Source organism: Clostridium frigoris (assembly GCF_018861865.1).
Lineage (GTDB): Bacteria > Bacillota > Clostridia > Clostridiales > Clostridiaceae > Clostridium_AD > Clostridium_AD frigoris.
Genome location: NZ_JAHLDV010000015.1, coordinates 26,078 through 49,940 on the forward strand (window position 1 = coordinate 26,078; position 23,863 = coordinate 49,940).

Here is a 23,863-nt window from a genome sequence, read left to right on the forward strand (position 1 = left end):
GAGGTGAGCTAGAATGAAGAATTTACTTATAATCGGAGCTGGTGGGCATGGTAGAGTGGTGTTAGAGACTGCGGAACTTGAAAGCAGATGGAACGACATAAACTTCCTAGATGATAGAATTGATGTAGATATGGTTTTGGGGCGTAGAATTATTGGTAAGATGGATGATTATGAAAAAAATTCTAAGAAATATGAGTATGCTATTGTATGTATTGGGGACAATGAGAAAAGATTAGAATTGATTAATAAACTATTAAAGATAGGATATAAAGTCCCAGTGATTATTCACCCTAAAGCAAGCGTTAGTAAGTATAGTGAGATTGGCGAGGGTAGTGTGATACTTGCTGGAGCTGTAATTAATACGGGGGCTAAGATTGGCATGGGATGCATTATTAATATTAATAGTTGTGTTGACCATGATAGTGTTATTGATGATGGAGGACATGTTTGTAGTGGAGCTGTGGTTAGAGGAATGTGTAGGATAGGGAGATTATCTTATATTGGGGCTAGGGCTTGCGTTAAACCTGGAACTAACCTTAAAGAGGGATTTGTATTACAGGATGGAATGGTGATTTGAACAAAAAAAGGAGAGTTTACATTTGCATTTAAAAAAGCAAGAAGCGTGGTATGTATTGTTTGTAAATACAAACCAAGAAGAAAAAGTGAAAAAAATCCTTGAAAAAGAAGTTGGAGATGAGTACAAGTTTATTGTTCCTACAAGAGAACTTAGAGAAAGAAAAAATGGGAAATGGCATAATGTAAAAAGAAAGTTGTTTCCGGGTTATGTTTTGATAAAAGGTATCATGAATATAGAAACCTATTATAAATTAAAAAAAGTACCAGGAATAATAAAATTGCTTTCAAGCGAAAATGAAGTTTTGACGGTGGATGAAAGTGAACTAAGGGTACTTAAGATACTTATAGATAATGATGATAATAACATTGGAATTTCTATGTTATATAAGGAAAATGATGATGTTAAAATAGTTGAAGGGCCTTTGATGGGAATTGAAGGTCAAATAGTAAAAGTGGATGGTAGAAAAGGCAGAGCGAAGGTAAGTCTTAACTTTATGAATGAAGAAAGAATAGTAGAACTTGGTATTGAAGTTGTGGACAAAATCTTAAGATGAACTTGGGTGTTTCGGCCCCATAGAAAGATTAAGAGGTTATAGTAAGGCTGTGGTAGCATAAATGGGATTTGTGTGAATGGCGAAGCTATGCCTTTTGGTCAAAAAATCTGTGTGATGTTAGTTTAGAAAATGGTGAAATGGATATTATTTAAATGGATACCCTTTCAAAAATAACATGCACAGAGGTGATGTGACCATATTAAAAACTAAAGGTTTTACGTTGATTGAACTTATAATAGTGATTTCTATTATTGGAATTTTGGCTGTTATAGCAGTACCAAGTTATATTCGGTATATAGGAGAAGCTAGAGAAAAAGTATGTAATGTTAATTGTGTTCAGGTAGAGAGAATGTATGAAATATATTTGGAAAAAGAGGACATAGAAGATACTGATGCTGTTTTTGAACAGTTTTTGCAGGGATATGGAAAAAACTTATGCCCAAGTCATGGAGTTATAACCTATGTGGATGGGAAAGTGCAGTGTAGTGAACATATTAAAGAGGATGATAATGGTGGAGATGTCCCATATCTGTGATTGAATGGTGAGGGCGAAGTGAGTATGTTTTTTGGACAAACCACAATATGTAGTGTATAAAACTAAAAAATACATCGAAAATACACAATATGTAGTAAATTATCCATTCCGCATACTCATCTTTTATAGTATACAGTTTGGATAAAATCATAAAAGCTATGATGATAATTTAAGTGTGAAATATTTCTATGCTACTAGGAAAATGAGAAAAAAAATTAAAATTAATATCAAAGCAAGCATGTCTATTGTACAAACTGTACTTTGTGAAAAGCTAGAGTTTCTAATGGATTTAGGGATTCTGATTGAATGGTAATAGACAAGCATGAGCATGTACTATGGATAAAATGATTATTTCGAAGTGAGTATGCTGTATGGATTAGATGAAAGATGATGAAAGTAGTTAAATCAACGGGTTGAGGTTAATTGATAAAATATAAATAAGGGATAAATAACCTGTTTTAATGGGTTTGAATATATAGGTAAAAATAAGAATGTAGTGGTAGCAACGGTTGTAGGGTTTTGAAAATGATTGGATGGTAGTACGAGGTGAGTATGTGGTATAGATTAAATGGGGGGGAAAGGTTGGACAGGCAGTTGATGTCAAAAGTAGGAGTCAATATATAGAAAATTACAAAAAAGAAATATGGGGGGAATAACATATGGCTGAAGAAAGAGAGTTAATAGAAAACAATAAAAAAATATGGACATTCCATCACTACGCCACATTGCCTAATCTTAATGGGCATATTAGGCCGTATAATTTTGGAAAGTACATGAAGGATCGGAACATAGAAATGACGATATTTGCGGCATCATATTTGCATTTTTCGAATAGAAATTTAATTTCTGATAATCGTAAATGTTTAACAAATGATAAATTTGGTATTCCTTTTGTTTTTATTAATACACCTTCCTCAAAATCTGCTAGATTTGCCAGAGTTAAGAATATGCTTGCATTTTATTTTAGGTTATTTGGTATAACGAAAAAATATGAACAGATTCATGGCAAGCCTGATGTAATAATTGCTTCAAGTCCACAGCCACTGGCAATGATAGCTGGAATTCAAATCGCAAAGAAATATAAAGTACCATGCATATGTGAGATACGTGATTTATGGCCTGAAGCCATATTTGCAGTTAGCAACTTGAAGGAGAAGAGTTTAATTGGAAGGCTTTTAACAGCAGGTGAACACTGGATTTATAAGAAGGCCGATGCTCTAATATTCACAAAGGAAGGTGACACTGACTATATAAAAGAAAAAGGTTGGGATACAGACCATGGTGGAGATATAGATTTGAAGAAATGTCATTATATAAATAATGGTGTTGATTTAGATGCTTACATTAAATCTATTGATTTAAACAAGTTAGATGACCCAGATCTTGAAACTGATAAATTTAATGTAGTATACGCTGGTGCAATTCGGACTGTAAATAATGTTGGAAATATTATTGATGCCGCTAAGTTACTTAAAGAAGAAAAGGATATACAATTTCTTATCTATGGTGATGGCAATCAAGTAGAGGCGTTAAAACAGAGAATAGTGGATGAAGCACTGACTAATGTAAAGATAAAGGGATTTGTGGAAAAGAAATATATTCCATATATTTTAAGCAAGTCGTCTGTCAATATACTAAATTATTCACAAACAAAATATAATTGGACAAGGGGAAATAGTTCTAATAAGCTATTTGAATATATGTCTAGTGGTAAGCCGGTCATATCAACTGTGAAAATGGGATATTGCATTCTTGATAAATATAAGTGTGGTCTTTCTTTAGAAAAAAGCACACAGGAAGAACTGTCCAAGGCAATACTTAAGGTGCGTGATATGCCTAAAGAACAATATGAAAAATTGTGTTTAAATGCGAGAAATGGTGCTAAAGATTTTGATTATAAAGTGTTAACAACGAAATTAATAGATGTAATAGAATGCGTAGAGAGCAAAGAGACGGCATTACATTATAGAAAAATATTAGAGTGGCCGTTCAATAGAAAAGAAAACGCACGAAAAACTGGACAAGACCATACCGCAGGTATGTGATAGAAAGCAGGAAGCAGCAGTGAAGGTTAAATTAATTAAATTGAGGAAGGTGAAGTATTGTTATGATTAAATCGCTTTTAACTGAATATGGCTTAAATTGGACAGTAAATCGCTCACTATATTCAGCAAAGCTGAAGATGATGACAACAATACCAGCCACAGAGAAGATTTTTGAAAAAAAAGTAGATGTTAAAAGACTTAATATTTTTAATATTGATGTCCTAACGATAAAAGACTTCTTAAAAAATATATCAGATGAGAAAAAAACTGAAATAATAACAGTGGCTGATAAAGCAGCTGTTGGTATCATAACAGGGTTCTCTTCAATTGAGCTTGATTATGGGAATCCTATTAAATGGAATTATAGCCCGCTGACAGGTGTTGAAAGTAGTAAAGATGTAAAGTGGTATAGTATACCTGATTTTGATGCTGAACGGGGGGATATAAAAGTTGTGTGGGAAGCTTCACGGTTTACTCATTTCTTTTATTTTACCAGAGCTTATTTGATAACAGCTGATAATAAATATTATAATGCATTTTCACAACAGCTTAAAGGGTGGTTGAAAAGCAATCCATACCCATACGGAGCAAACTATAAGTGTGGGCAGGAATGCACATTAAGAATGATAAATGCACTGATGGCTTATACGGTATTTCAATCTGAGGGGTTAACTACAGTTGAGGATGAGAGTAATGTAACAAAAATAGTGGAATTATGCTATAAAAAGGTCTTAGCCAATTTTTTCTATGCCCACAAATGCATTAAGAATAACCATACCTTCTCCGAAATATGTGGACTTATTATTGGTGCATGGTGTTGCCAGGATGGATCAGGAGTCAGAAGAGGATATAAATTGCTTGATAAGGAAATAGTTAAGCAATTTTTGCCAGATGGTGGGTTTAATCAATATTCGTTCAATTACCAAAGATTCACTCTGCAAATTATAGAGTGTGTAAATAAAATTGGAGAGAATACAGGTATTTATATTATCGAGAAAGAAAGAATAAAAAATAGTGTGCTTCTGATGTACCAGGTTCAAGCTGAAAACGGCGATGTGCCAAACTATGGTTCTAATGACGGAGCTCTAATATTTCCAGTTACGGCTTGTGGATACAGGGACTTTAGACCAGTGCTCAATACAGTCTATGCTCAAGTTGAGGAGAAAAGGCTATATGTACAGGGCGATTATGATGAAGAAATGTTGTGGTTCTGCAATGGTAAGGACCTGGCATTAGATAATATCGAGAGGAAGGCCTCGGCATTTAATAATTCTGGATTTTATACACTACGTCATGATGATGGGTTCTTGATGACATGTTTACAGAATTTCAACTCAAGACCAGCACATATGGATCAGTTGCATATAGATTTATGGCATAAGGGCATTAATATATTCTGTGATAGCGGAACTTATTCATATGCCAGTGATCTTGGAAAAGAGCTCACCTCAACGTCCGGCCATAATACAGTAAAAATTGATAATTTAGAGCAGATGAATAAACATGGCGCATTCTTAATTTACGATTGGACAAGCTGCAAAGATGTTAAGTATGATGAGAAAAGTTTCACGGGTACTATGATCTCAAAGAATGGCTATGAGCATAAAAGACAGATAGTTAAAACACAGCAAGGATATGAGATAGTTGATGAAGTAATTGGTAGTTGTGATAGCTCCAGTTTTTTCTTTCATACACCTTGTGATGTAAGTGTAAATACATATGGATTTGAATTATTTAGTGATGAAAAAAAGATATGTACTGTTAAAATTGATTCTGGTGATGTAGAAATTCATAAGTTCTATAGAAGTTTATATTACCTTAGAAAAGAAGAAATCAATTGCGTCATTGTTAGATGTAAAATGAATAATCATAGATGTAATATGAAGACTTCTATAGTTTTACTATAAATATTGAAGAGTAAGAGAGGGGTAAATGATGATTAACGTTATAGGATTAGGGTACATCGGTTTGCCAACAGCATTGATGTTTGCTTCCCACGGTGTGGAAGTAGTTGGAACAGACTATAATAAGGAACTTGTAAAGACACTTCAATCAGGTGAAACTACCTTCGAAGAGGATGGATTAGATGAGTTATTTAAAGAAGCGGTATCTAAAGAAATTAAATTTTCAACTGAATATATTAGTACAGATGTGTATATAGTAGCAGTACCAACTCCTTATGATAAAATTAGCAAGAAAATTGATGCTTGCTATGTTATAGGTGCAGTGGAAAATGTTATGGAGGTTTGTCCCAAAGGTGCAACAGTTGTAATTGAATCAACGATTTCTCCTGGAACCATTGATAAATTCGTAAGACCTATAATTGAGGCTAAAGGATTTACTATTGGAGATGATATCAATATTGTGCATGCTCCAGAAAGAATTATTCCAGGCAATATGGTGTATGAGTTAAAACATAATTCACGTACTATTGGCTCTGACAATAATGAAGTTGGGGAAAAAATTAAAGAATTATATTCTTCATTCTGTCAAAGTGAAATTGTGGTGACTGATATTCGTACTGCTGAGATGACAAAAATTGTAGAAAATACATTCCGCGATATTAACATTGCTTTTGCTAACGAACTGACAAAAATATGTCGATTGGGTAATATGGACGTTTATGAAATCATTAAAATAGCCAATATGCATCCGCGTGTTAATATATTGCAGCCAGGACCTGGTGTAGGTGGTCACTGTATTTCTGTTGATCCATGGTTTTTGGTTGGGGACTATCCTGGACTTGCAAACATCATTCTTGCAGCTCGTAAGATTAATGACTCTATGCCGGAATTCGTGCTTGAAAGAATTAATGAAATTATGAAGGAAAACGGAATTATGGATGTTGCAAAGGTCGGCTTGTATGGTCTTACATACAAAGAGAATGTTGATGATGTGCGTGAAAGTCCGACACTTCAGATAATTGAGAGCATGGAGAGACACCTTTCAAGTGGGGTTATCAAGGTTTACGACCCTAATGTTAAGAGAGATCTTGTACCAAATCAATACCATGATTTTGATAAGTTCATTGCTGATATTGATATGGTAGTTCTGCTTGTCGGGCACGCTCAAATTAAGAATAATATGGACATGCTAAAAGGCAAGGTTGTATTTGACACAAGAAAGATCTGCGATTTAGAAGGAACATATAGATTGTAATTAAAGGAGAGAAAAGTAATGGCAGTTATCGACTTTATTAAGAAGGTATATATACATGTTCCAATAAGACTGATTAATCTTGCGGCACCAATATATTATTTAATTCCGGACTCAATCAGATATGGCAGTACATTTAAAAAGCAAAAAAAGTTTTTGAAAACAAAAGAGTTTCTTTCTGAAAGTGAACAGGCCAATATTACAAATCAAAACTTTGTGGAACTTATTAATTACTGTTATCAGAATGTTCCATATTATCATGAGTTGTTCGACAATAATGGCTTAAAAGTGGATACTTTTAAGACTGTAAGTGACATAAAGAGAATTCCATTTCTTACAAAGGAAATTTTGCGTGAAAGAATGGATGATTTGATTGCTGATGGAACTGATCGCAATAAATTATTATTAATTACATCATCGGGAACAACCGGTACTCCAATTGGAGTATATGTCGACCATGATAGCACCATGATAGAGTGGGCTTATACGCTACACATTTGGAGACGTGTTGGTTACAAACTCAATAGTAGTAGAGTGGTTTTACGTGGGAAGCATTTTAGAGAAGAGATAATAAAAGGTAAATGTTGGCAGTATGATGCACTGAGACGAGAACTTAGCTGCAATATTCATGATATGTGTGAAGATAATCTTGAACAGTATTGTGTAGCCATTGAAAAATACAAACCGGAATTTATTCATGGGTATCCTTCAGCAATTTATACATTATGTTTGTATATAAAGAAAAGAGGGCTAGAGCATCAGTTCAAAGCGGTACTGGCTGTAAGTGAGACAATAATAACTGAACAAAGAAAAATAATAGAAGAGGTTTTGAAAACTCGAATTTTTGCGTTTTACGGTCATTCAGAAAGGCTCATAATGGCGGGTGAATGTGAATACAGTAATAAGTATCATGTTGAACCTCAATATGGCATTGCGGAAATTGTTGACGAAAATGGTGAGATTATTACAAACAATACAGTTGGCGAGTTGGTAGCAACGGGGTTCAGTAATAGGTCTATGCCTTTGTTGCGGTATAAGACAGGAGATTTGGCGAATTGGAGTGAACAACAACATTGTGAGTGCAACAGACATTATAAATTGATAGAACAAGTATTAGGCAGAAAAAAAGAGGTACTGATTAATAAAGTTGGGATTCCTGTTTTGCTTACATCGATGCACTATGAGTTCTTTGAGGAACATGTAAAGCAGTTCAAGTTTTATCAAGAAGAAATCGGAAAAGTCAAATTGATTGCAACAGTAGACATGAATTATTCGGATGAAGACGAAAAAAGCATATTAAAGACTTTAGAAGGAGACACAAGAGGCAGTATTGATTTTGAAGTTGTGATTGTGAATGAACTTTCTGCAAAATCAAGTGGAAAAAGAGAAATGGTAATTCAAAAACTTGATACAAGACAAATGGGAATAAGATGATTGTTGACTTGAAGGCGTAGAATTGAGATGTAATTATTTAGGATCATTTCCACTGCCATATGGTGGAGCTACAATTTAAAATGATATCTACAAGAAATTAGGAGAACATGTAGAGGTCACCCTGTGCTAAGATAGTTGTCGTATTATCGCATATGATCCAAAGTATTTTAAGTGGATAAAAAAAATCAAACAGGTGTATGTGGAAACAGAAGATAAAAACAGAAAATAATAGAGATATAAAGGAAGTGAGACTTTGAGATTAGCATTAATTCTCCCAGCAAATGTATTGCATGCACCTTACTTGAACTATTACACTGAAATTTTAGATAAAACTAAAGTTCAATATGACATCATAAATTGGAATAAATTGAATCTTAAGGAAGATATAATAAATGCTTATACATTTAACTTTAAATGTGGTTATAAATCTAACACTTTAAGCAAAATTGTTGGGTATTATTTATTTTCTAAGTTTGTAAAGAGGATTTTGTGTAAAGAAAAATATGATAAATTAATTGTATTTATACCACAATTTGCATTATTCTTGAGTGATATATTAAGTAAAGAATATAAACAAAAGTTTATATTAGATATTAGAGATTATGGAAAAGCAAATAGATATATTAAAAGGTTAGAGAGCATTATTAATAATTCTGAATTTACTGTAATATCTTCTGCAGGATATAAAAAATGGCTTCCATTAAAATATAATTATGTTATATCACACAACACTTTATTTACAGATTATAACGCCATTGATGAAAGGGACAAGTTTGATCTAAGAAATAAAACAGAAATTATAATTAGCAATATAGGGGTTATAAGAAATTACCATGAAAATTGTAAAGCAATAGACTCATTTAAACAATCAACAAAGTTCAAATTAAGGTATATTGGCAAAGGTATATGTGAAGAAGATCTAAAAAAATATTGTAATAACAATAACATAGATAACGTTTCTTTTCATGGAAAGTATTCTAAGAATGAAGAATTAAGATTTTATCAACAAAGTGATATTATTAATTTAATTGTGCCTATGAATAGTGTTGGGAATAATAGTGCAATGGCTAATAGATTTTACAATGCATGTATTTCAAGGTGCCCATTGATAGTTAACAAAGGGTCATATATGGCGGAGATTGTAAAAAGCTATAATTTAGGCATGGCAATGGATATAGATAATGATAACATGATAGAAGAGGTTTCTAAATACATTAATAATTTTGATTATGACAAATTTATAAAAGGTTGTAAGGTTTTTTTAAGTAAAATTGAAAATGAACAAAAAATATTTTGTGAAAAAGTAATGAAATTTATATAATTATTTTTTTGTAAAGGTGTATTCTATACATGTTTAAATATACAATTGGATAGGATATTATTTGAAAATTTGCTGTAAGATATAGAAAAAAGTTCGATGATAATAAATTGTTGATATTTACTTTTAAGTTAAGAATTAAATGAGAGGTGATTATGATGAAGTCGGTAATATCAATTATTGTTCCTGTTTATAAAGTTGAAAAGTATTTGGATAGATGTGTTCAGAGTTTAATAAATCAGACATGTAAAAATATTGAAATAATCCTCGTTGATGATGGGAGCACTGACAATTGCCCAGATATATGTGATGGCTATGTAGAAAGAGATACTAGGATTAAGGTAATACATAAAACAAATGGTGGCTTATCCGATGCACGAAATGCTGGTATAAGGGAAGCTACCGGCGAATATATTTTGTTTGTTGATTCTGATGATTACATTAATTTAGATACATGTGAACAATTTGTTTTAACGATAGACGATAATGTACCAGATATAGTCGTAGGAAATGCTAAGAGTATAGAAAATAAGAATACATCTAATATTCAACATAATTTTATTGCTAGTCGTAAAGTGGTAACAGGAAAGCAGTATCTAAAAGCAGAATTGAAGTCAAGAACCATGTATATGATGGCTTGGTTAAATATGTATAATAGAGTTTTTATTTTGAATAATAATCTAGAGTTTAAAGTTGGATTATTGCATGAGGATGAGGAATTCACACCAAGAGCATTTTTAAAGGCAGAAAAGATAATCAGCACAGATATTGTTTTTTATAATTATGTAATACGAGAAGATTCGATTACTACAACAAAAAACAAAGCTAAAAATGCAGAACATCTAATGCGGACTTGTAAAGAATTAGAGCTGATTTATAATGAAATTGAGGATGCTGAATTAAGAAGATTGTTAATGGATAGTTTGGTAAATAAATTTCTAAGTATATTTCAGGCTGCTGGTTTGCATAGAAAAGAATACTCATATTTAGTTGATAAGAGTTTTTTAAGAGGCAAGGAATATACAATAAGAAACAAATTAAGAGTGGCACTGTTTATATTTAATAAAAAGATATATTACTATGTAAACAAATTTGGTAAATATCTGAAACGATAACATGTTAATTATAATTTATATGATTAAAAGTTATAAAACTAGTTTTGATACTAGCAATTATGTTTAGAAGTATATCAAGGCTCGATATCCAGTACTACTAGGACCTATAACATGCTTTTTATGGGATAATCAGTTTGTTAAAATATTTTGAAAAATGAGGTTGTCTTAATGATATTTTATTTTAGTTGGTTTATAATAACTTTTCTATTAGTAGTATTCAAAAAAGAGGAAAGTAACAAGAATATTATTTTTGTTTTTATTTTATTTACATTAGTGTACGGTTGTAGGAATTATGGTGGTGTAGATGATATGGCATATATATCAGCATTTAATAATACAGTTAACGGGAATATAGTGTATGGGATTAAAGATGAATCTTTTTTAGTAATATCGAGAATTATAGGTGCATTAGGTTTTAATTACAAGGCTGTGTTTTTATTATATGCATCTATTTCATTCACTTTTGTGTACTTAGCGTATAGGGAACTGTGCTACAACAAATATGAGTGGATAGTTGCTATTTTAGGATTTTTAGTCTTTTGCTTTTTACCTACCATAACTGTAATGCGACAGTTTGTAGCCGCTTCTATCATTATCTATGCATTTACACTAAAACAAAAGAATAAAAATAAACTTTCATTAATTTTCATTGCATTGGCATGCATATTTCATTTGGGAGCAGTAATTGGTTTTGTATTATTTCCTTTGTTCTCAATTAAATTTAAAACTAAGACAAAGGTCATAGTACCTTTGGTTTGCCTCGGTATTGGCTATCTTGGATTCTTTGCCGCAATACTTAATAATTTGGTGTTTTTAATCCCAACTAGTTATTTGGGTTATTTAGATGAATATGCCAATACTGAACCTCGCATAGGGATAGTACATATTATATTGATATCAACCTATCTGATTCAATTTGTTTTATTAAATATTAACAAAACAAATAATCCTTCAGATAAAACTGTAGATTTTTTGGAACGTGGACAAATGATATATTTTTCATTATTCTTTATTACTTTATCAAGTGGGTGGATGAGTCGTTTGAGCATATATTTTTTATTGTTTACTCCTTTCATTTTCAAAACATTTATTGCAAGATTTTCACTAATAAAAGATAAGAAAATATTATATGGAGTATGTTATGTGGCATTCCTATTATTGTTTATGTATCAAATCATAAATATTCCATACTCGACAAATATGAATAAAATTATACCCTATAATGGGTCTTTTGATTTTATGAGATAAGATATTGTTTTAAATAATAATGGTAAATGGAGGTTAATTATGTCAATACCTAAAATAATTCATTATTGCTGGTTTGGTAGGAATTCACTACCACCATTAGCTAAAGAATGCATTGACAGCTGGAAAAAATATTGTCCGGATTATGAAATAATAGAATGGAATGAAGATAATTTTGATATTAATTCTAATAAGTATGTAAAGCAAGCATATAAAGCAAAAAAGTATGCTTTTGTAACAGATTATGTTAGATTATATGTATTATATGCATATGGTGGTATATATATGGACACCGATGTTGAAGTATTAAAGTCACTAGACAAGTTTTTAAAAAATGAAGCTTTTTCAGGATTTGAGACCATACAAACTGTACCTACAGGAATAATGGCCTGTGTAAAAAAATTTCCTTTTTTTAATGAACTTCTATCATATTATGATTCAAGAGATTTCATGAAAAAGGATGGTTCTTATGATTTGACAACCAATGTAACAATTATTACAGACTATTGTATACAGAATGGATTAAAACTTAATAATACATTGCAAACAGTGAAAGGTTTTGCATTTTATCCTAAAAATTATTTTTGTCCAAAAGACCATTTATCCGGTAATATTCATTTAACGTCTGAAACTTATACAATTCACCATTTTGCCGGCTCATGGATATCTAGAAAAGATAAAATGAAAGCTAAAACAATTAGGTTATTGGGTCCCAATATTACACATGTTATAGTAGATTTTAAAAAAATTATAAAAAAAATAGCTAAATAAATATATATCAATAAGATTTATAGAAAGGATGTATTTACATGATTATTTTGCAAGTGTGCCATTTTATTTCAAGTTGTCCAGGAAACTTTATTTCATCATTAGAATGTTTAGAAAATAAACTTGATCAATTGGGACATGAAACGATTTATGTATTTCCAGAGCCAGCTAAAGATACAAGCTGGTGTAAAAATATTCAAAAGAGAAGAAAAGTATATTTCATTCCATATACAGAGGCATTAAAAAAAATAAGTACTTACATAAAGTTGAGAAAAATATTCAAGGAAAATAGAATTAATGTAGTCCATAGCCACTATGATGTTTATGATTTCCCAGTAACATTAATGGCTCCTAAAAATACAAAAATATTTCTTCATTTGCATAATGCTTTACCAGAAGACTATTGGGCTAAAGGTGGGATTGTTAGAAAACTTAAGTATACTTTAGGTAGATATGTGTATAAAAAAGCCTATCTTATTTCAGTTTCAGATTATTACCGAAATATAGCGTGTAAGAAAAGATTCAGACGAGAGCAATCTACTATTTTAGTTAATGGGGTTGTGCTGAAAAATATACCCAAAACGGAATGTACAACAAAAAAATACGATTTTTTAACATTTGCAAGCGACTTTTATGGTAAAGGTGCTGATATTATCATAAAAGCTAGCAAAAAACTTAAAGATGATGGATATAACTTTAAAGTGTTATTATGTGGTGGTGGAAGAGAAACAGGATGGAAAGATTTAGATGACTATTTGTCCGGAGAAACAACTAAACAAAATTGGTTAGAGACAACTAATGTTGTTAATGATGTAGGAAGTTTATATAGTGTTTCAAGTTCATTTATTTCAGCAAGTAGGAGAGAAACATTTTCATTATCTGTTTGTGAAGCTGCATATGCTGGGATTAAAGTTGTTTCAAGTGATATTCCAGGACTTGAATGGGCAAAGGAAATTCCAACGGTCAAGTTTTTTAAAGATGGTGATTGGAATGAGTTATACAAATGTATGAAAAGTATTCTAGATAACAAACATTCTATTTATAATAAGATTGAAGAGAGTAGAAAAATAATAGAAGAAAAATATTCAATTAATCTTTGGGTCGAAAATTTAGTACATATTTATACAACAAAATAAAAAAGTATTATTTTTCAAGTAACATGAACACAGAATATAGGAGGAAGATTATGAAAGAAAAAATATTTTTGCTGTATGCAAATGGAAGTTCAGAGAATCATGGTTGCGAAGCGATCAGACGCTCTTTAATAGATATATTATCGTTAGATAAAGAAAATGCTGTGATTACAACAACTAGTATTTCAACTGAACAAAAATATAAATTGACTGATTTAGTAGAAAATTTTGAATTTGAATATGATAGAAAGCTTGGTTCGGTATTTATATTTTTAAATAAAGTTACAAATAAGCTAATTGGGAAGAAGTTTATTTTAGGAAAATATAAATTTGGAGAATTTATAGAGTATATTACAAAAACTAAAATAGCAATATCTTCTGGAGGTGATAATTACTGCTATGGATACAATGATTGGTTAGTAAAACAAAATCAAATAGCACTAGATAAAGGATGTAAATTAGTGCTCTATGGATGTTCTATGGATAAAAGAAGTCTTGGTATTGAAGAAGTAGTCAAGGATCTAAAACAATTCTCATTAATTATTGTAAGAGAATCTCTCTCGTATGATAACTTAGTAACAGCAGGTATAGTTAAAAATATTAAGCTATATCCAGATCCAGCATTTGCATTAAATTTCAATAATCTAAAAATATCATCGGAATTTAGTAATAATAACACTATTGGAATTAATATTAGCCCAATGATTATAAATAATGAACAAAAAAAAGGTATATGTTTGTTGAATTATAAAACCTTGATTAAGCATATTATTGTAAAAACAAAAATGCAGATTGCTTTAATACCACATGTAGTTTGGAATACCAATGATGATAGAAAACCTCTTAGAGAGTTATATAATGAATTTAAAGATACTGGTAGAGTTGTTTTCATTGAAGATCATAACTGTATGGAGTTGAAAGGTTATATATCAAGATGTCGCATGTTTGTAGGTGCTAGAACTCATGCTACTATTGCAGCTTATTCAACTTGTGTTCCAACATTGGTTGTGGGATATTCCGTAAAAGCTAAAGGCATAGCTAAAGATATTTTTGGAACATATGAAAATTATGTTATTCCTGTACAGGCTTTTACTAATGAGGATAATTTAACAAAATCTTTTCAGTGGATTTTTGATCATGAAAACGAAATAAGGACACATTTACAAGAATTTATGCCTTCTTACATTGAGAAAGCTTGGCAAGCAGGTGAAGAAGTAAAAAAATTAATAGAAAGTTAAGGAGAATAATAATTGAAAAATAGTCAACTTAAGGCAGGGGCAATTTTATCATATGTTTCAATTTTTTTAAGTAGTGTTATAAGTTTAGCTTATACACCATTTATGCTTCGTTTGATGGGGCAGTCACAATTTGGGTTGTTTTCGCTTACCGCATCAGTAGTTGGATACCTTACTATATTAGATTTTGGGTTTGGTAGTGCTATTGTGCGATATACTGCAAAATATAGGGCATTAAAACAAAAAGAAAATGAATATAATTTAAATGGTATGTTTTTAATCTTGTATACTATTATAGGCTTAATAACAGCAGTGGCCGGCATGATATTGTATTTTAATACCGAGAGAATATTCGGCGCTAAGATGTCATTCTCAGAGATTAAAATAGCAAAAACACTAATATTATTGCTTGTATTTAACTTATCCATATCATTTCCTCTTGGTATATTTAGTTCAATTATGAATGCTTATGAGGAATTTGTTTTTTCTAAAGTTATAAATATCCTTAGAATTATTATTAATCCATGCATTATGATACCTCTATTACTTTTAGGGTATAGGGCAATAAGCATGGTAATAGTTATAACCATTTTAAATATTATATGTTTACTAATAAATATGTGGTTTTGTTTTTCTAAGTTAAAGATTAAAATATATTTTAAAAAATTTGAATTTGGTATATTAAAAGAAATAGTTGGTTATTCATCTTACATATTTTTAGGTATGATTGTTGATAAGATAAATTGGAGTGCTGATCAATTTATTTTAGGAGCTGTATCTGGAACTGTTGCCGTTGCAATTTATTCTGTTGCAGCACAAATAAATACGTATTACTTATCATTTTCAACTGCAATTTCAGGCGTATTTCTACCAAGATTAACTGCTATGGTTGCAAAAAACGCATCGAATAAAGAGTTTTCAGATACTTTTATTAAAATAGGAAGAATTCAATATGTTATTATGGCATATATATTGGGTGGGTTTTTGCTTGTAGGACAGGACTTTGTAAATACATGGGCAGGAAAAAATTACAGCAGTGCATTTTATATTGCAGCTATATTAATAGTACCAGTAACAGTGCCTCTAATACAAAATTTAGGTATTACAATATTGCAGGCCCAAAACAGGCAAAAGTTTAGATCTCTTGTTTATATCCTAGTTGCATCTATTAATATTGGCATAAGCATACCGCTTGGTAAAATATATGGTGGAATAGGATGTGCTATTGGAACATCTGTTGGCCTAATTTTAGGCAATATTGTTATCATTAATATTTATTATTACAAAAAGATACATTTAGATATTCCACGATTTTGGAAAGAAATATTTATAATGACTATACCAGTTGCAATTGCTTTTAGTTTTGCATTTTTTATAAGTATTTTTATAGGTGGCAGTGGGTACGCATCTATTCTAATAAGAGGATTAATATTTACTGTAGGTTATATTCCTTTAATGTGGTTTATGGGAATGAATGAGTATGAAAAGAACTTATTTGAGGCTCCTGTTAGAAAGATATCTAGAAGATTAGGATTTAGGAGCTAAAAATTTATTTTATAATGATATAGGAAACAGGAGGATGTAATTAAACATGATTAAGATAAATCAAAAACAAAATTGCTCTGGCTGTAGTTCCTGCGTTAATGCATGTCCTAAACATTGCATAGAAATGGTGGAGGATAATGAAGGCTTTTTATATCCACAAGTTGATGTATCAAAATGTATTGATTGTGGTTTATGTGAGAGAGCGTGCCCTATTATTAATAAAGTTAGCACAGAGCATACACCGACTGCCTATGCCTGTATAAATAAGAATGAGAATATAAGACTACAAAGCTCATCGGGGGGTGTGTTTACAATAATAGCTGAAAATGTTATAAATAATGGAGGAGTGGTATTTGGTGCAGCCTTTGATGATAAATTTAATCTAGTACATATCTATACTAATACTATTTTAGGTATATCAAAATTTCGTGGCTCAAAATATTTGCAAAGTAAAATTGGTGACACATATAATCAAACTAAGGAGTTTCTTGGTAAAGGCACTAAAGTACTATTCTCAGGGACACCATGTCAGATATCTGGACTTTTATCTTATATAGGAAGACCAGATAATAATTTAATATGTATGGATATAATATGTCACGGCGTTCCATCTCCTAAAGTTTTCAGAATGTATAGAACTAAGCTTGAAAAACAACACTGTGCTACTACAAGAAGAATAACTTTTAAGTGCAAGGATTCTAGCTGGAAGAATTACTCTATATCATTATTGTTTAGTAATAATAAGGAGTATAAAAAAGTTGTTATGCAAGATATATTTATGAAAGGTTTTTTACAAAACTTATATCTTCGCCCATCATGCTATGATTGTAAATCTAAATCGTTAAATAGATTGAGTGATATAACTATTGGGGACTTTTGGGGAATTGAAAATATTGTTCCTGAATTAGACGATGATAAGGGAACATCATTGATTTTAGTTAATTCTGACAAGGGAAAAACGATGTTTAATCAATTGCGAGACAAAATGATATTAAAACAAGTAAATTGTGATGAAGCTATTAAATATAATTCTTCTGCGATAGAATCAGTGCCTATTAATTCTAAACGTGATAAATTTTTTAAGAATTTAGACTCTCGTTCTGATGATATAAGTGAACTAATAAGTAAATACACAAAAATAAGCTTTTTCAAAAGAGTGTATAGGAAAATGGGAGCAATTTTGTCAAAAGAGAAAAGAAAGTTATTGAAATAACCTGTAAAATGCTCAATTTTATGCAAAATAAGGTTACAGTCATTTAACTTATTAATTTATTAACTTTTATAGCCCGTTTTTAGAAGGGCTATAAAAGTTCCTTATAAAAGTATGGTACATTTAATAGTTTTTTTTGATTAAGTAATCAAGTTAGATGGAATATAAATTACTAATTTGTATGCAGCATTGTAAAGTATTCTAAAGTTATGAAAACTTATAGGCTATAAAACACTATGAATAATAAATAGAAAGAGGGAAGTGAAGTTTAAAGTGAAAAAAGTTATGTTAGTATTTGGAACGAGACCAGAAGCAATAAAAATGTGTCCGCTGGTTAAGGAACTTAAAACAACAAAAAATATTAAGACTATTGTTTGTGTGACAGGTCAGCATCGTGAAATGTTAAACCAGGTGTTAGAGGCCTTTGATGTTGTACCTGATTATGATTTAGCAATAATGAAAGACAGACAAACACTGTTTGATGTAACAACTAATATTTTAAATAAAATTAAACAGGTACTTGAAGAGGTTAAACCAGATGTAGTATTGGTTCATGGTGATACATCAACAACTTTTGTAACAGCCTTAGCTTGTTTCTATCTTCAGATACCAGTTGGGCATGTTGAAGCTGGGCTAAGAACTTATGATATATATTCTCCATATCCTGAGGAATTTAATCGCCAGGCTGTAGGAATTATTGCTAAATATAATTTTGCTCCAACCGAACTATCAAAGCAGAATTTGGTAAAAGAAGGTAAGAATCCAAATTCAATCTATGTTACTGGAAATACGGCTATAGATGCTTTGAAAACTACGGTTAGAGATGATTATGCGCATGAGCAGTTAACTTGGGCATCTGATAGTAGACTTATTATGCTTACTGCCCACCGTAGGGAAAATCTTGGTGAACCAATGCATCACATGTTTAGAGCAATTAGACGTTTGGTAGATGAAACACCAGATATTAAAGTAATATATCCAATACATATGAATCCTGTAGTAAGAGAGGCAGCTAAAGAAATTTTGGGGAAATGTGACCGTATTCGAATTATTGACCCACTTGATGTTTTAGACTTTCATAATTTTTTATCACAATCTTATTTAATATTAACAGATAGTGGTGGAATACAAGAGGAAGCTCCTAGTCTTGGTAAACCTGTACTTGTAATGCGAGATACTACTGAAAGACCAGAAGGAATAGCAGCGGGAACACTTAAGTTAGTTGGAACAGATGAGGAAGTCATCTATAAAGCATTTAAAGAATTATTAAATAATAAAGAAGAGTATGAAAAGATGAGTCATGCAAGCAATCCATACGGTGATGGATTTGCAAGCAAGAGAATAGCTGATATATTGGTTGATAAGTTAGTATAAGAGATTATAAATAGTTGTGTTTATATCGGAGAGCTAAAAAACTATTTCCAGATTTATTTGTTTTGAAAATTAGTCTTGAAGATACATATGATGTTAAAGCTGTGTTTAGTAATGATGTATTTAAAGGTGGCAGGTATTTGGTTATAAAGTAGAAGTAAAGACCCGATGAGCTGAGAAATTGGCTTGGCGGGTATTTTTTTTGGGGATTTACGTTTAAAGTTTAAATAAAGTTTGTTATAATTAATTGAATGAGACAAATTAGAATTCAGACACACTAATTTTAAGAAGCATGTCAGCTGAGCTACGTTATTGGCTGAAAATTGGGAGGCCGAACATGAAGATATTAAAGCATAAAATTATACTTGATGAAATTGAGCCAGAGATCTATAGAGAAGTACTAATAGAAAAAGAAGCTACATACCATGATTTGCATTTGGTCATTCAAAAGGTATTTGGTTGGGAAGATTATCATTTATATGATTTTACTGTAGATGACAAAAGAATAGGCTTGGAAGAAATTGATGAATCTGGCGAAGCAGATTATGATTCTAACGATACAGTTATTTTCAGTGATAAAAAATCATTTAGCTATGAATATGATTTTGGCGATGGTTGGTGTCATACCATTAAAATTATAGAAGAACTAGACGCTGACCCAAATATGAATTACCCAGTCTGTGTAGGTGGGAAAAGAGCTTGTCCTCCTGAAGACTGCGGAGGGGTGCCAGGGTACGAAGAAATTATTAGTGCTGATGGAGATGATAAAAAAGAATTAATAGACTGGTTAGGATATGAGTTTGATCCAGAAGCTTTTACTGTAGAATGGGCCAATGAAAGATTAAATGATCCTGACTGTTGTAGAAAGGGATATACTGTAGAGGATCTTGCAGGGATGGCTGGAAAAACACCTGCTACAATAAAAAAGTGGGTTAAAAAGTTAGAGGATAATGAGTTAAGGGATTATCTTTGGAAATATAAAGGTAAGACTTTATTACTTGATCCAGAGGGCGTGCCTGTTCTATTTAGTAATTTGAGATAGAAATAGAAAACATAATACTCGTCGAGCTGAGAAAATAGCTTAGCGGGTATAAATTTAAAAGGAGCAAATTTTAAAAGTACTTACTTATTATTTATATAAAACGCGAGCTTTTGGCTTATAATAAATAATTATATAAAGAAATTTTTAAGAAGAACCAAAAGAGCCAATTAGGCTCTCTTTTATATTGCATTAATAAGTGATACTCAATGGGATGACTTATTTATCGTAAAAATCATATTCACCATCAAATTCAATTTTTTCCGTATGACAATTAGGGTACTCGTTTATATCTTCTATTTGATCTTTCAAATTAGCAATCTTATCCGCCATATTTACGCTAATGTCGATATTATCAGCAAGTTTATCTTTTAAATAATCAATTTCGTCTGTTTGACTATCTATAAGAGTTACCATTTCTGAAAGCCCATATATAGCATCACTCGAAAACTCTTTAGCTTCTTTCTTATCCATAATAACCACTCCTTATTATTTTAAGATACATTCCTTAGGGGTTTTATCATTCCTCAAACCTTTGAATACTGGTTGTCGCAAGCCACCACTGGCCGTTTTCATCATAAATTTTACTACACATACAAGACTAGGCTCTATCCACACAGCATTATTATTTCCAGTAGGTAAGTCATTAAAAGGATGGGAATCTAATTTAGGGGTTGATTCAATTACCTTAAAATCTTCTGAGGATAATCCCATAGTAACATGGCCTTTATACAATAGTTGTTTACCAGAATATTGTCCTAGGACGATACTAATTACACCTTTTCTTTTAAGGATATAACCACATACCACAAAATCATCATCCAATAAATATTTAATTTTTATCCAGTCTTTAGTTTTCTTGTCCTGATAATATTTACTATCTTTTCGTTTAGCAACTATACCTTCTAGTTCATTTTGTTTAGCGAGCTTATAAAATTGTATTCCCTGCTGCTTTATATATCTAGAAATAGCAATGCGTTCATTTTCTTTAACAACCTTTTCAAGTAGCTTTTTACGTTGCATTAATGGCAAATCCATAACTTGATGATCGTCATAGTAGAGAATATCAAAGGCGGTGAAAGTGGCTGGAAGTTTAGCTGCAGCAAGTTGAATTTTAAATGTATTTCCCAACACAGACCGCCTTTGAATCTCAAAGAAATCTGGCTTTCCATCCTTAATGACTATTAATTCACCATCTAAAATACAACGTTTTTTAACTTGTTTATGTATATTGGACAGTTCTGGAACCTTAGAAATCAATTTAACATCTCGTTTGTTGCGTATATCCGTTGAATCATTGTCAAGATAAACAATACATCTGTGACCGTCTAATTTTAGCTCATAGATATAACTAGGGCTATCAAATGCGTCTTGCATTTCACCGATTAACATAGGCTTAATTCCTTTAATATCGAACAAATCCATTATGCACCTTTTGGAATTTTACGTTTTGTCTTAGGCTTTGGTGTTTCTTTAGCTTTATTTTGTTCAATGCTCGCTTTAAGTGCATCCATAAGATTAATTACATTACCTGGAGCCTCTGATTTAGAAGCAACAATTTCTTTACCAGCTATTTTTGTTTCAAGTAGTTCACGTAGCTTAACCTGGTACTCATCCTTATATGATGCAGGCTTAAAAGGAGTTATCATAGAATTAATTAGAGCTTTTGCCATCGTAAGTTCAGCATCCACTATATCTGGTTTATTATAAGATTTTGCTAGATCCTTTATCTCGTCTTCATAATACATAGTAGAAATTAATATCCCATCTTCACGTGGAATAATAGCAAGTAAAGTTTCTTTTGTTCCCATTACAGTTTTACCTATTGCAATTTTTTGTTCGGACATAAGTGCAGCACGTAGAAGCTCAAATGCTTTATCTCCACCAGCTTCAGGAGTAGCCTGGTATGTTTTATCATAATAAATTGGTGATATTTGATTCAGTTGTGCAAAGTGCATTATTTGTATAGATCTTTCTTTTTCAGTTTTAATTTTTTCTAAGTCCTCATCTGTTACGACAACATAATGATCTTTATCATATTCATAACCTTTGATAATGTCTTTTGATGTAATTTCCTGTCCACAATGACTACAAGATTTTTTATATTTTATTCTAGAATTATCTTCTTTGTGGAGCTGGTTAAAATGTATGTCATTGTCTTGAGTAGCGGTATACATTGAGATTGGAATAGCAACAAGACCGAATGATATTACTGTTTTATGAGCTACAGCCATTTAAAAACACCTCACTTTTTTAGTTAGTATAACCATAGTGTCACCTTTTTAATATAAAACTTCTAACTTTAGTTAAACTTATGAAAGTGCTAAAATAATGTCCTAATTTGGTAAATGAAAATACTTCTAAAAATCAAGAAAGTAGTATATAATAAATACGAACTGATGTTCTAGTAATTAATAATAAGCTGCAGAAAGGAAGATGTTTATGAGCAGACTGATATTTCATATAGATGCGAATAGTGCTTACCTTTCATGGGAAGCAGCATATAGACTTCAACGAGGAGAAACATTTGATCTTAGAACTGTACCATCTGTAATAGGTGGAGATGAAGAGAGTAGACATGGTATTGTCCTAACTAAATCAATACCTGCTAAAAAATTTAATATAAAAACAGGAGAAACTTTATATAATGCTAGGGCAAAGTGTCCAGGGCTAGTAATAGTACCACCAAGGTATTGGCTTTATATGAAATGTAGTTCAGCTATGAATCAAATATTCCAGGAATATACTCCACAGATTCAACGATTTAGTGTAGATGAAAGTTTTTTAGACTTTTCCAATATGGAGCATTTATATCCTGACTATATGATACTCGCTGAAACTATAAGTGAAAGAATAAAAAAGGAACTTGGTTTCACCGTAAATATTGGAATCTCAGATAGAAAACTACTCGCGAAGGTAGCTTCAGATTTTAAGAAACCGGATATGACTCATACCTTATTTCCACATGAAATAGAAAAAAAGATGTGGCCACTTCCTGTAGAGGATTTGTTTATGGTGGGTAGAGCTACAGCTCCCAAACTTCATAACTTAAACATTAATACTATTGGTGATTTAGCAAACTATGATTTAGAAATTTTAAAATATAAACTGAAGAGTCATGGAAAAGTAATTTGGAATTTTGCCAATGGTATAGAATTTTCAGAAGTTAGAAAAAGTAATTATATTCAATTGAAGGGTATAGGTAATTCAACAACTATAAGCTTTGATGTTGAAGATAAAGATACAGCTCATAAAGTGTTACTATCCTTATGCGAAACTGTAGCTATGCGTTTAAGAGATTCACAGAACTGCTGCTCGGTAGTTAGTATAAGTGTTAGAGGCAGTGACTTAATCTTTTATTCTCGCCAAAAGAAATTAGAAGTAGCAACTGATTCCACTCGTAAAATATACGAAATAGCATGTTATCTATTTGACAATGTTTGGAAGGGAAATGCAATAAGGCACCTAGGCATTCGCATAACAGACTTTTGTGGAAATGATTTTTATCAGTGTTCTTTACTTGATACATTTAATTATGAGAAAGATAGAGCAATTAATAAAACTATAGATGGTGGATAAATTAA

The 23,863-nt window shown here is 31.3% G+C and carries 21 protein-coding genes; 18 read left to right on the forward strand and 3 right to left on the reverse strand.

From position 1 onward, the window contains the following. Positions 1-13: 13 nt before the first annotated feature. From KPL37_RS08790 to KPL37_RS08870, 17 genes are all read left to right on the forward strand, one after another. The gene (locus tag KPL37_RS08790) at positions 14-577 is read left to right on the forward strand and encodes an acetyltransferase (RefSeq protein WP_216148117.1); all 564 of its coding nucleotides are present in this window, start codon (positions 14-16) and stop codon (positions 575-577) included. A 22-nt stretch (positions 578-599) separates the two neighbouring features. Then, entirely contained in the window at positions 600-1,130 is a 531-nt protein-coding gene (loaP, locus tag KPL37_RS08795; protein ID WP_216148120.1) for an antiterminator LoaP, read from the forward strand. 175 nt (positions 1,131-1,305) lie between these two features. Then, positions 1,306-1,665 (forward strand): prepilin-type N-terminal cleavage/methylation domain-containing protein, encoded by a 360-nt coding sequence (locus KPL37_RS20070; RefSeq protein ID WP_281418651.1) that lies wholly within the window; start codon positions 1,306-1,308, stop codon positions 1,663-1,665. Positions 1,666-2,324: 659 nt separating this feature from the next. Further along, positions 2,325-3,710, forward strand: a complete 1,386-nt coding sequence (locus KPL37_RS08805; protein WP_216148123.1) for a glycosyltransferase family 4 protein — start codon at positions 2,325-2,327, stop codon at positions 3,708-3,710. A 62-nt stretch (positions 3,711-3,772) separates the two neighbouring features. Then, the gene (locus KPL37_RS08810; protein WP_216148126.1) at positions 3,773-5,617 is read left to right on the forward strand and encodes a heparinase II/III domain-containing protein; all 1,845 of its coding nucleotides are present in this window, start codon (positions 3,773-3,775) and stop codon (positions 5,615-5,617) included. A 28-nt stretch (positions 5,618-5,645) separates the two neighbouring features. Further along, a complete protein-coding gene (locus KPL37_RS08815) occupies positions 5,646-6,869 on the forward strand; it encodes a nucleotide sugar dehydrogenase (RefSeq protein WP_216148219.1) in 1,224 nt (407 codons plus the stop codon). An 18-nt stretch (positions 6,870-6,887) separates the two neighbouring features. Next, positions 6,888-8,300 (forward strand): phenylacetate--CoA ligase family protein, encoded by a 1,413-nt coding sequence (locus tag KPL37_RS08820; protein WP_216148129.1) that lies wholly within the window; start codon positions 6,888-6,890, stop codon positions 8,298-8,300. A gap of 253 nt (positions 8,301-8,553) precedes the next feature. Continuing rightward, a complete protein-coding gene (locus tag KPL37_RS08825; RefSeq protein WP_216148132.1) occupies positions 8,554-9,621 on the forward strand; it encodes a glycosyltransferase in 1,068 nt (355 codons plus the stop codon). A gap of 152 nt (positions 9,622-9,773) precedes the next feature. Further along, a complete protein-coding gene (locus tag KPL37_RS08830; RefSeq protein ID WP_246578201.1) occupies positions 9,774-10,733 on the forward strand; it encodes a glycosyltransferase in 960 nt (319 codons plus the stop codon). Positions 10,734-10,901: 168 nt separating this feature from the next. After that, positions 10,902-11,981 carry an EpsG family protein gene (locus KPL37_RS08835; protein ID WP_216148135.1) on the forward strand — a complete coding sequence of 360 codons (1,080 nt, stop codon included), beginning with the start codon at positions 10,902-10,904 and terminating at the stop codon, positions 11,979-11,981. Between the two features lie 39 nt (positions 11,982-12,020). Next, positions 12,021-12,749 carry a glycosyltransferase family 32 protein gene (locus KPL37_RS08840; protein WP_216148138.1) on the forward strand — a complete coding sequence of 243 codons (729 nt, stop codon included), beginning with the start codon at positions 12,021-12,023 and terminating at the stop codon, positions 12,747-12,749. A 38-nt stretch (positions 12,750-12,787) separates the two neighbouring features. After that, on the forward strand, positions 12,788-13,882 hold the full coding sequence (locus KPL37_RS08845) for a glycosyltransferase family 4 protein (protein ID WP_216148141.1): 1,095 nt from the start codon (positions 12,788-12,790) through the stop codon (positions 13,880-13,882). 50 nt (positions 13,883-13,932) lie between these two features. Further along, positions 13,933-15,117: a polysaccharide pyruvyl transferase family protein gene (locus tag KPL37_RS08850; protein ID WP_246578202.1), complete on the forward strand. Its 1,185-nt coding sequence runs from the start codon at positions 13,933-13,935 to the stop codon at positions 15,115-15,117. A 12-nt stretch (positions 15,118-15,129) separates the two neighbouring features. After that, on the forward strand, positions 15,130-16,659 hold the full coding sequence (locus tag KPL37_RS08855) for an oligosaccharide flippase family protein (protein ID WP_216148147.1): 1,530 nt from the start codon (positions 15,130-15,132) through the stop codon (positions 16,657-16,659). Positions 16,660-16,705: 46 nt separating this feature from the next. Beyond that, a complete protein-coding gene (locus tag KPL37_RS08860; protein WP_216148150.1) occupies positions 16,706-17,872 on the forward strand; it encodes a Coenzyme F420 hydrogenase/dehydrogenase, beta subunit C-terminal domain in 1,167 nt (388 codons plus the stop codon). A gap of 270 nt (positions 17,873-18,142) precedes the next feature. Next, positions 18,143-19,243: a non-hydrolyzing UDP-N-acetylglucosamine 2-epimerase gene (gene wecB / locus KPL37_RS08865; RefSeq protein ID WP_216148153.1), complete on the forward strand. Its 1,101-nt coding sequence runs from the start codon at positions 18,143-18,145 to the stop codon at positions 19,241-19,243. A 334-nt stretch (positions 19,244-19,577) separates the two neighbouring features. Next, the gene (locus KPL37_RS08870) at positions 19,578-20,282 is read left to right on the forward strand and encodes a plasmid pRiA4b ORF-3 family protein (protein WP_216148156.1); all 705 of its coding nucleotides are present in this window, start codon (positions 19,578-19,580) and stop codon (positions 20,280-20,282) included. A gap of 216 nt (positions 20,283-20,498) precedes the next feature. On the opposite strand, the gene KPL37_RS08875 is transcribed toward KPL37_RS08870, so the two are convergent. The 3 genes from KPL37_RS08875 to ku are packed head-to-tail and all read right to left on the reverse strand — an operon-like array spanning position 20,499 to position 22,513. Next, positions 20,499-20,753, reverse strand: a complete 255-nt coding sequence (locus KPL37_RS08875; RefSeq protein ID WP_216148158.1) for a hypothetical protein — start codon at positions 20,751-20,753, stop codon at positions 20,499-20,501. Positions 20,754-20,768: 15 nt separating this feature from the next. Further along, a complete protein-coding gene (locus tag KPL37_RS08880; protein ID WP_216148161.1) occupies positions 20,769-21,704 on the reverse strand; it encodes an ATP-dependent DNA ligase in 936 nt (311 codons plus the stop codon). Then, positions 21,704-22,513, reverse strand: coding sequence for a non-homologous end joining protein Ku (gene ku / locus KPL37_RS08885; RefSeq protein ID WP_216148164.1), 810 nt, complete (start codon positions 22,511-22,513; stop codon positions 21,704-21,706). The genes KPL37_RS08880 and ku overlap by 1 nt, the downstream gene beginning before the upstream one ends. Before the next feature lie 208 nt (positions 22,514-22,721). On the opposite strand from ku, the gene KPL37_RS08890 reads away from it, so the two are divergent. Next, positions 22,722-23,858: a DNA polymerase Y family protein gene (locus tag KPL37_RS08890; protein WP_216148167.1), complete on the forward strand. Its 1,137-nt coding sequence runs from the start codon at positions 22,722-22,724 to the stop codon at positions 23,856-23,858. Positions 23,859-23,863 lie beyond the last annotated feature (5 nt).